9 protein-coding genes are annotated in these 7,371 nt (G+C 74.0%); 5 read left to right on the top strand and 4 right to left on the bottom strand.

Annotation, left to right across the window (positions count from 1 at the left end):
- Window positions 1–18: 18 nt before the first annotated feature.
- Window positions 19–987: an alpha/beta hydrolase gene (locus AA75_RS38985; protein WP_033825185.1), complete on the bottom strand. Its 969-nt coding sequence runs from the start codon at window positions 985–987 to the stop codon at window positions 19–21.
- 178 nt (window positions 988–1,165) lie between these two features.
- On the opposite strand from AA75_RS38985, the gene AA75_RS38990 reads away from it, so the two are divergent.
- Window positions 1,166–1,627, top strand: a complete 462-nt coding sequence (locus AA75_RS38990; protein WP_051814167.1) for a MarR family winged helix-turn-helix transcriptional regulator — start codon at window positions 1,166–1,168, stop codon at window positions 1,625–1,627.
- A 27-nt stretch (window positions 1,628–1,654) separates the two neighbouring features.
- Here the strand turns inward: AA75_RS38990 and AA75_RS38995 are convergent, their stop codons facing one another.
- Window positions 1,655–2,980 (bottom strand): hypothetical protein, encoded by a 1,326-nt coding sequence (locus tag AA75_RS38995; RefSeq protein ID WP_149038643.1) that lies wholly within the window; start codon window positions 2,978–2,980, stop codon window positions 1,655–1,657.
- 79 nt (window positions 2,981–3,059) lie between these two features.
- Here AA75_RS38995 and AA75_RS39000 point away from each other — a divergent pair, with 79 nt between their 5' ends.
- Both AA75_RS39000 and AA75_RS39005 read left to right on the top strand, forming a co-directional pair.
- A complete protein-coding gene (locus AA75_RS39000; protein WP_033825205.1) occupies window positions 3,060–3,599 on the top strand; it encodes a hypothetical protein in 540 nt (179 codons plus the stop codon).
- Window positions 3,600–3,703: 104 nt separating this feature from the next.
- Window positions 3,704–4,927 (top strand): serine hydrolase, encoded by a 1,224-nt coding sequence (locus AA75_RS39005; RefSeq protein ID WP_033825187.1) that lies wholly within the window; start codon window positions 3,704–3,706, stop codon window positions 4,925–4,927.
- A gap of 38 nt (window positions 4,928–4,965) precedes the next feature.
- On the opposite strand, the gene AA75_RS39010 is transcribed toward AA75_RS39005, so the two are convergent.
- The gene (locus tag AA75_RS39010; RefSeq protein ID WP_149038644.1) at window positions 4,966–5,628 is read right to left on the bottom strand and encodes a hypothetical protein; all 663 of its coding nucleotides are present in this window, start codon (window positions 5,626–5,628) and stop codon (window positions 4,966–4,968) included.
- Between the two features lie 287 nt (window positions 5,629–5,915).
- Here AA75_RS39010 and AA75_RS50385 point away from each other — a divergent pair, with 287 nt between their 5' ends.
- Together AA75_RS50385 and AA75_RS39015 are read left to right on the top strand one after the other, a co-directional pair.
- Complete coding sequence (locus tag AA75_RS50385; RefSeq protein ID WP_158515645.1) at window positions 5,916–6,068, top strand: hypothetical protein; 153 nt, start codon at window positions 5,916–5,918, stop codon at window positions 6,066–6,068.
- 140 nt (window positions 6,069–6,208) lie between these two features.
- Window positions 6,209–6,829 carry a TIGR03086 family metal-binding protein gene (locus tag AA75_RS39015; RefSeq protein WP_033825189.1) on the top strand — a complete coding sequence of 207 codons (621 nt, stop codon included), beginning with the start codon at window positions 6,209–6,211 and terminating at the stop codon, window positions 6,827–6,829.
- 80 nt (window positions 6,830–6,909) lie between these two features.
- On the opposite strand, the gene AA75_RS50390 is transcribed toward AA75_RS39015, so the two are convergent.
- On the bottom strand, window positions 6,910–7,371 hold a 462-nt coding region (locus tag AA75_RS50390), incomplete at its 5' end, for a hypothetical protein (RefSeq protein ID WP_033825190.1).

Raw genomic sequence — 7,371 nt, forward strand, 5'->3', positions numbered from 1 at the left:
GCGGGGAGCAGCCGGGGCTCAGGCGGTGCCGAGCGCGCCGCGCAGGACGTTGACGGCCTGGGTGATGGCGGCCTCGGCGGCCTGGGTGCCGCGCAGGGCGTTGAGCATCACGAAGTCGTGGATGATGCCCTGGTAGCGGGTGGCGATGACCGGGACGCCGGCGGCGCGGAGGTTGGCGGCGTAGGCCTCGCCCTCGTCACGCAGGACGTCGGCCTCGGCGGTGATGACGAGGGCGGGGGGCAGGCCGGTGAGCTGCTCGGTGGTGGCGCGCAGCGGGCTGGCGGTGATCCGGGCGCGCTGGTCGGGGTCGGTGGTGTACTGGTCCCAGAACCACTGCATGGCGTCGCGGCGCAGGAAGTAGCCCTCGGCGAACTGGTGGTAGGACGGCGTGTCGAAGGCGGCGTCGGTGACCGGGTAGAACAGCACCTGCTGGACGAGCGGGACGTCGCCGCGTTCCTTGGCCATCAGGGTGAGGGCGGCGGTCATGTTGCCGCCGACGCTGTCCCCGGCGACGGCGATGCGGCCGGCGTCCAGGCCGTTGGCGGCGCCGTCGGTGACGATCCAGCGGGCGACGGCGTAGTTCTGCTCGATGGCGACCGGGTAGCGGGCCTCGGGCGACAGGTCGTACTCGGGGAAGACGACGGCCGCGCGGGCGCCGGTGGCGAGTTCGCGGACCAGGCGGTCGTGGGTGTGGGCATTGCCGAAGACCCAGCCGGCGCCGTGGATGTAGATGATCACGGGCAGGGTTCCGGTGGCGCCGGCCGGCTTGACGATGCGGGCGCGGACGCTGCCGGTCGGGCCGCCGGGGACGGTGATCCACTCCTCGTCGACGGCGGGCTTGCCGCTCTCGCCGGACTGGACCTCGTCGACGGCCTTGCGGCCCTCGGCCGGCGGGATCTGGAACAGGTAGGGCGGGTTGGCGGTGGCTGCGGCGAACTCGGCCGCGGCGGTCTCCAGGACCGGGGTGGCGGGGGTGTGGTCGGACATGACGGTCTCCATCCTCCGGGCGGTGCGGGCCGGTTGCCCACGACCAGAAGACTATGACGCGATTACATTGTGCGCAAGGTACTTGCGCGCGTTGAAATCGTGTCACCGGTGGTCTACCCTCGGGGGCGTGCACCGGCGCGAACGCGCACGGCGCCCGCGCCGCGAGGAGGAGGACCCGATGAACGGCCAGGAGAGCACCCCCGAGCCGCAGTTCTCACCCCTCGTCGACGACCAGCTCTGCTTCGCCCTGTACGCGGCCTCCCGGGCGGTGACCGCCCGCTACCGGCCACTCCTGGAGCCGCTCGGGCTGACCTACCCGCAGTACCTGGTGCTGCTGGTGCTGTGGCAGGACGACACCGTCCCGATCAAGGACATCGGCGCCGCACTGCAACTGGACTACGGGACGCTCACCCCGCTGATCAAGCGCCTGGAGAGCGCCGGCCTGGTCCGCCGCGAACGCCGGCCCGACGACGAACGCACCGTCCTGGTCAGCCTCACCGGCCAGGGCCGCGACCTGCACACCCGGGCCCGGGGCATCCCGGCGGCGATGGGTGCGGCCATGGGCCTGACACCCACCCAGTTCGCCCAGGCCCGCACCCTGCTCCGCCAGCTGACCGTCAACGTCGCCGACCCCGCGTAGGCGGCACCCCCGCCGAATGTCGCGGGGTCAGCGCCCCCGGGCGAGGTCGACCAGTCGGTGCATCCGCTCCGGCGGCAGTGCCGGGTTGGCCGCGGCCGCGAACGCACCGCCCGGCAGGGCGAGCCTGCGCAGCAGTTCACCTGCGGGCAGCCGCGGATCCCGGACCGCCCACATCCCCACCTCCGGATCGTCGGCAAGGCGCAACGGCAGCTCCGGTCCGGCCGCCGGATCGTCCAGCGCGGCGTGGCGCAGCCGGGGGTTGGGGTCGTCCGCGAACCGGGCCAGGCCCGGCCGGGGGAAGTTGGGGTGGTGGCGCAGGGCCGACCAGTTCCGGTCCTGCGCGGTGGCGTACAGCTCGACCAGCAGGTCGTGCGGCGCATCCGGAGAGTGCTCGCAGAGGTAGCGCCGCACCCAGGGGTCCTCGTCCGCGGCCAGCTGCGCCACCACGTCCGCGGGCAGGTGCGGCCGACAGGCGAGCGCCCTGCGCAGTCCCACGTGCGGCGACGCCGCGATCCGCCGCGCCGCGGCCGGGTCCTTCGCCCGCTCCTCGACCCAGGAGGGCCATGGTCCGTGGCCCTCCACGGTGTACGCGATCGAGGCCCGCTGCTCCTCGGTCAGGTCCTCCCGCATCGACAGCGCGAGTCTGACCTCGTTCTCCGGGTCCTCGACGATCCGCAGCGCCAGCGCTGGCGGTACCTCGGGATCGCCGACCGCCTGCTGGCGGACGTACCCGTCCGGGTGGGTCAGCCGTTCCTCGGCGGTGAGCGCCGGCGGCGGGTCGTCGGCACGGAGCAGTGCGGCGATCTTCTCGCGCACCTGCGGAGCGGGGTCGCCGAGCAGCCGCTCCCGTACGGGCCGCGGCAGGCGCTCCCAGAGCTGCGGCCGCAGCACGGCGGCCCGAACACCCGGGTCCTCGTCCGCCAGGAACCGGTCCTCGAGGGTGAGGGGAAGGTCCTGGTAGCTGCTGATCATCCGTCTGACCTTCGGGTCGGGGTCCGCCGCCAGGACCTCCACCACCCCCGCCGGGACCCGGCGTCCGAAGTCGGTCAGCAGCGCCGCGTAGACGAACCGCACCCGGGGCTCGGCGTCGTGTGCGAGCCGCGCCAGCTCGTCGACGTCGGCGGTCGGGTTCTCGGCGACGTGCAGCCGGTGTTCCATCCGGGCCGCGGCCGCGGCGACGGCGGTCGACCCGGCGTCCAGCTCACGCCACCGCACCGGCGACATCGGCAACTCCCCGAACTCCAGGAGCCGTTGCAGCACCGGCGCCGGCAGGCCCGGATTGCACGCCAGCCCGCGCAGCCAGGCTGCGGCCACGCCTTCTTCCGATGCGGCCCGCTGCAAGGCCTCGTCCACCCCGTCCACCTGGCCATTCTCCCCCGTCGAGAGCGGTCCACGGGCGGGGATGTCAGTGATCGTCCATATGCTCGCCGGCATGTCCGATGCTTTCACGGTCCTGTGGACCCATGACGTGTGCCGTGCCCTGCGCCGGGCGGGCCGGACCGGCGAGCGGCCGCCGGTCGCGTTCAGCGGCGTCCACTCCTCCCTGCCCGCGTGGTCCGGCGCCCGGGCCGGGGACGAGGTGTACGCGGTGCACGTCAACCGGGGTGTCGTGCACGTGGTGAGCCGGATGCGGGTGGTCGACCGCGACCGCGGCGAGTGCTGCGGACCCGCCCCGGCCAGGTGGGACGAGCCGGCGTTCTCCGGGCACGACGCCTGGTCGATGCTGGGAGCGGGCGGCTGCGGCGCCGCGCCCGTACACGTGGACGCCACCCCCGTACGCTTCGACGTCCCGATCCCCGGCGACCTCCTGTCCGAGCTCACCTGGCGCAACCGCCGGGGCCACACCCGCGGCCTCAAGTACGTCGCGGACGGCCGCCTGGAACGCTCGGTCAGCCTCCAGGGCTTCTACCGCCTCACCCCGGAGTCCGCCGCAGATCTGGCGCGGATCACCGACGCGTCCGTGACCCGGTAGACCCCGGCACGCCCGCCCCGGGGTGCGGGCCCGACGGGTGATCTTCGTGCGGGTCGGCGGCCGTCGGCCCGGGGGCCGGGGGGCGGGCGGCCGATACTGCGGGGATGAGACCCCTTGGCAGGACCGCGCTGCTGCGCCTCGCAGCGGTCACCGCGCTCGTCACCCTCAGCGTCCCGGTCGGTACCGCCGGCGGGGCGGTGGGCGACGGCGGTCAGCGGCGGCAGTGTGTCAGTTCCCCGCGCCCGGGCGGCGGGCCGGCGCTGGACGTCCTGCGGATCGCGGAACAGGCCAAGGCGGAGATGGACCTCAAGTCGGTGATCCTGCGGGTCACCGTCGACGGCCGGGAGGTGATCACCTCCGCGCTCGGCGAGTCGATGACGGGCGTCCCGGCCGACCCCGCCATGCACTTCCGCAACGGCAACATCGCGATCAGCTACCTGGGCACGGCACTGCTGCGGCTGGTCGACGAGGGCCGGGTCGGCCTCGACGACCCGGTGGCACGCTGGCTGCCCGATCTGGCGGGTGGCGACCGGATCACGCTGCGCATGCTCGGCGCCTCCACCACCGGCCTGGTCGACTACGTCAAGGCCCCCGGCTTCGCCGAGTCGGTGTACGCCGACCCGTTCCGTCAGTGGACCCCCGAGGAGTTGGTGGGGATCTCGACCGGCGCGGACCGGCTGTACGACCCGGGCACCAACTGGAGCTACTCGCACGCCAACTTCGTCCTGCTCGGCGCCGCGCTGGAGAAGATCACCGGGACCCGGCTGGACGTGCTGCTCCAGCGCCTGGTGCTGGATCCGCTCGGACTGCGCAAGACCCGCAACAGCTTCACGCCCGACATCCCGGCGCCCGTCCTGCACGCCTTCACCTCCGACCGCGGGACGTACGAGGAGTCGACCTTCTGGAACCCCTCGTGGACCACCGCCCCCGGCGCGGTGGAGACCACCGACATCTGCGACCTGGCGCGCTCGGCCGGCGGTGTCGGCTCGGGTGAACTGCTGTCCGCGTCGGCCCGGCAGGAGCTGCTGAACCCGGGGACGGTGGGGCTCGGCACGCCGACCGACAGGTGTCCGGCCACGGTGTGCCTGGCGAACTCGGCGGCGACCCACTACGGCATGGGTGTGCTGGTGCTGGGTGACTGGGTCGCCCAGCACCCGTTGTTCTTCGGGTACTCGGCCTCCCAGGACTACCTGCCGTGCGAGCACCTGTCCATCGCCGTCTCGACCACCCAGGGGCCGGGCGCCCAGGGCGGCCACAGCGCGCACACCATCGCCCAGCGGATCGCCGCCGCGCTCGCCCCGGACCACCCCATCCCCGACTTCGGCTGAGCCGTACCCCACTCCCCCGCTCCGGACGCACCCTCCCGTCAGCGGATGGGGGCTCCGGTGCGGTCCGGGTCGGGCGGGAAGGGGATGACCCGGCAGACGAAGACGATGTGGGCCACCAGGACGGGGACCACCAGCAGGCCGGCGAGCAGGAATTCGAAGGCCGGCAAGGCGCAGGCGAGCAGCCCGAGGACCAGCCGGGCGACGGCCCGGGCGCGCGGGCCGCGGGCCGTCCAGGGGGCGACCATCAGCAGGGCCACCAGGACCGGTCCGCCGAACCCCACGGCGAACAGGACAACCAGGCGCAGGTACTCCACGATCGGCGAGGCGCCGAACCCGTCGAAGTACAGGCGGATCAGGGCGAGCGGGAGCAGCGGGTAGATCACCGCGATCGGCGCCAGGTAGTAGGCGAGGTAGTACGCCGCGGCCCGGCCGAACCAGCCCAGCGACGTCCGGCCGCGGGTCGCCCACGCACGGGCGCCGATCGCGAACGGCAGAAGGAGCAGCGGCGCCACGAACAGGAGGAGGAACCCCGGGCCGCCGCCGGACTGTTCCCCGGTCAGTCCGCCGACCGCGAGGTAGGCGGCGGGTACGGCCACGAGCGCCGTGACGGCGAAGGAGTGGCCGACCTGGCAGGACGTACCGGACATGCGGCCGCCGCCGCTCCCGGCCATCGCTGCCCCGACCTGCTGATATCCCGTCACCTGCGCCCCCCGACAGAGAGTTGAACACGTTCAAACTAGCGGCCGGGGGTGGCCGGGGTCAATCGCCCGCCGATCACCTGCCGCCCACCTGCCGATCACTCGGTCACACCCGGGCGAACAGCCCCCAAACGCTGGCGAAACCTTCGATCGACAGGGCATCTGCGCCATCGAGCCATTAATGAAAGGCACCCGGCGCCGTCTTGGTGTAGAATCAGAAGCGCAAGGGCAGCCGCTGGACGGGCGTCACGACGACGCCCACGGCACCCGACTCCAGGGGGAGAACCATCATGAGTTACCACTACGAAGCGATTCAGGCGACGATCGACGAGCGACTGCGGACCGCCGAGCAGGACCGCATCGTCCGCGCGCTGCGGCTCAAGAACCGCGCCGAGCGCGTCCAGAAGCGGGCCCGCCAGGCCCTCGACAGCCTGACCGCATGAGCACCCCGCTCGGAACGGGCCGCCACCGTGACCACGGTGGCGGCCCGTTCTGCTTTCCGGCCCCGGAGGGCGTCACGGCCGGACGCGCCGATCCCGCGTGGTGAAGGCGCCCGGCGCAACGGCTCCAGCAGACTGGGGACATGACTGCTGCCCCCGGTGACCCGGTCGACCTCCTCGCACGCGCACTGGCCCAGGCCGCGGCGGGGGTCGAGGCCGTGCGCGAGGACCAGTTGGGGGATCCGTCGCCGTGCCGGGCGTGGACCGTCGCCGACCTGGTCGACCACCTGCTCGACGAACTCCCGCGGTTCACGGCACGGGCCCGGGGCGCCGCCCCGGAACGGAACACCGCCGCCCGCGACCGGAACACCCCCGCCTCCGACCGGGGCGCAGGTGACCGCTCGACGGCCTTCCGGAGCGGAGCAGCGGAGCTGGTGGCCGCCTGGCGGCAGGCGGGCGACCTCACCGGGACGGTCGAGCTGCCCGGGATGGGCACGGTGCCCGCACGCTTCCCCGTCGACCAGCAGACCGCCGAATTCGCCGTCCACGCCTGGGATCTGGCCAGGGCCACCGGACGGTCACCCGGGTTCGACGAGGAGGTCGGCCGGTCCTCCCTCGACTGGGCGCGGACGGCGCTGCGGCCGGAGTTCCGGGGCGGCGACGCATCCGGCAAGGCCTTCGGCCCCGAGGTGCAGGCCGGCCCGGACGCCGCGTTGTACGACCGCCTGGCGGCCTTCTTCGGACGCGACCCCGCCCGGGCATGAGCTCTGCCCGGAGGTGACCGCGGGGCAGCGAGGGCCGGCCACCCGCTCCCGGGGCGCCGCACGGCGAAGCGGCTGCCGCCTCAGTGCCTTCGGCCCCGGGCCCGTGCAGGGGCAGGGGCAGGGGCCCGGTTGCGGACGCGCAGTCCGTGCAGCTGGTCGGCCGTGGTGCGGCCGGCGACGATGACGCCGCCCGCGAGGCCCGGCACCAGCAGGACGGCCAGCGGTGTCACGGCGCCGCTGAAAAGGCTGTCCACGGTCAGCAGGAGCGCGGCGGCCATCAGGCAGGCGGCGCCGGTGTGCAGTCGCTGCCCGAACTCGGCGCGGTGGCGGGCGAGGACGGCTCCCACCAGGCTCAGGACGTAGAGCAGCAGCCCCAGCGTCTCCGTCAGCACGAGCAGGCCGCCCGTCGGCGCGCCGGCCAGCAGCCGGCCCGCGGCGGCGAGTGCGGCCAGCACGGTGGCGAGGGTCACGGCGTGGGCGAGGGCGGTGCGGCGTCGGGATCCGGCGGGCGCGGCGGGCTCGCGCCGGGTGTCCGCCGCGGC

The sequence above is a fragment of the Kitasatospora sp. MBT63 genome (assembly GCF_000710465.2).
Lineage (GTDB): Bacteria > Actinomycetota > Actinomycetes > Streptomycetales > Streptomycetaceae > Kitasatospora.

What these genes read in the sequence shown, in the direction of transcription:
- AA75_RS38985 (WP_033825185.1), bottom strand. Translation starts at nt 987, where the DNA reads ATGTCCGACCACACCCCCGCCACCCCGGTCCTGGAGACCGCCGCGGCC.
- AA75_RS38990 (WP_051814167.1), top strand. Translation starts at nt 1,166, where the DNA reads ATGAACGGCCAGGAGAGCACCCCCGAGCCGCAGTTCTCACCCCTCGTC.
- AA75_RS39000 (WP_033825205.1), top strand. Translation starts at nt 3,060, where the DNA reads ATGTCCGATGCTTTCACGGTCCTGTGGACCCATGACGTGTGCCGTGCC.
- AA75_RS39005 (WP_033825187.1), top strand. Translation starts at nt 3,704, where the DNA reads ATGAGACCCCTTGGCAGGACCGCGCTGCTGCGCCTCGCAGCGGTCACC.
- AA75_RS50385 (WP_158515645.1), top strand. Translation starts at nt 5,916, where the DNA reads ATGAGTTACCACTACGAAGCGATTCAGGCGACGATCGACGAGCGACTG.
- AA75_RS39015 (WP_033825189.1), top strand. Translation starts at nt 6,209, where the DNA reads ATGACTGCTGCCCCCGGTGACCCGGTCGACCTCCTCGCACGCGCACTG.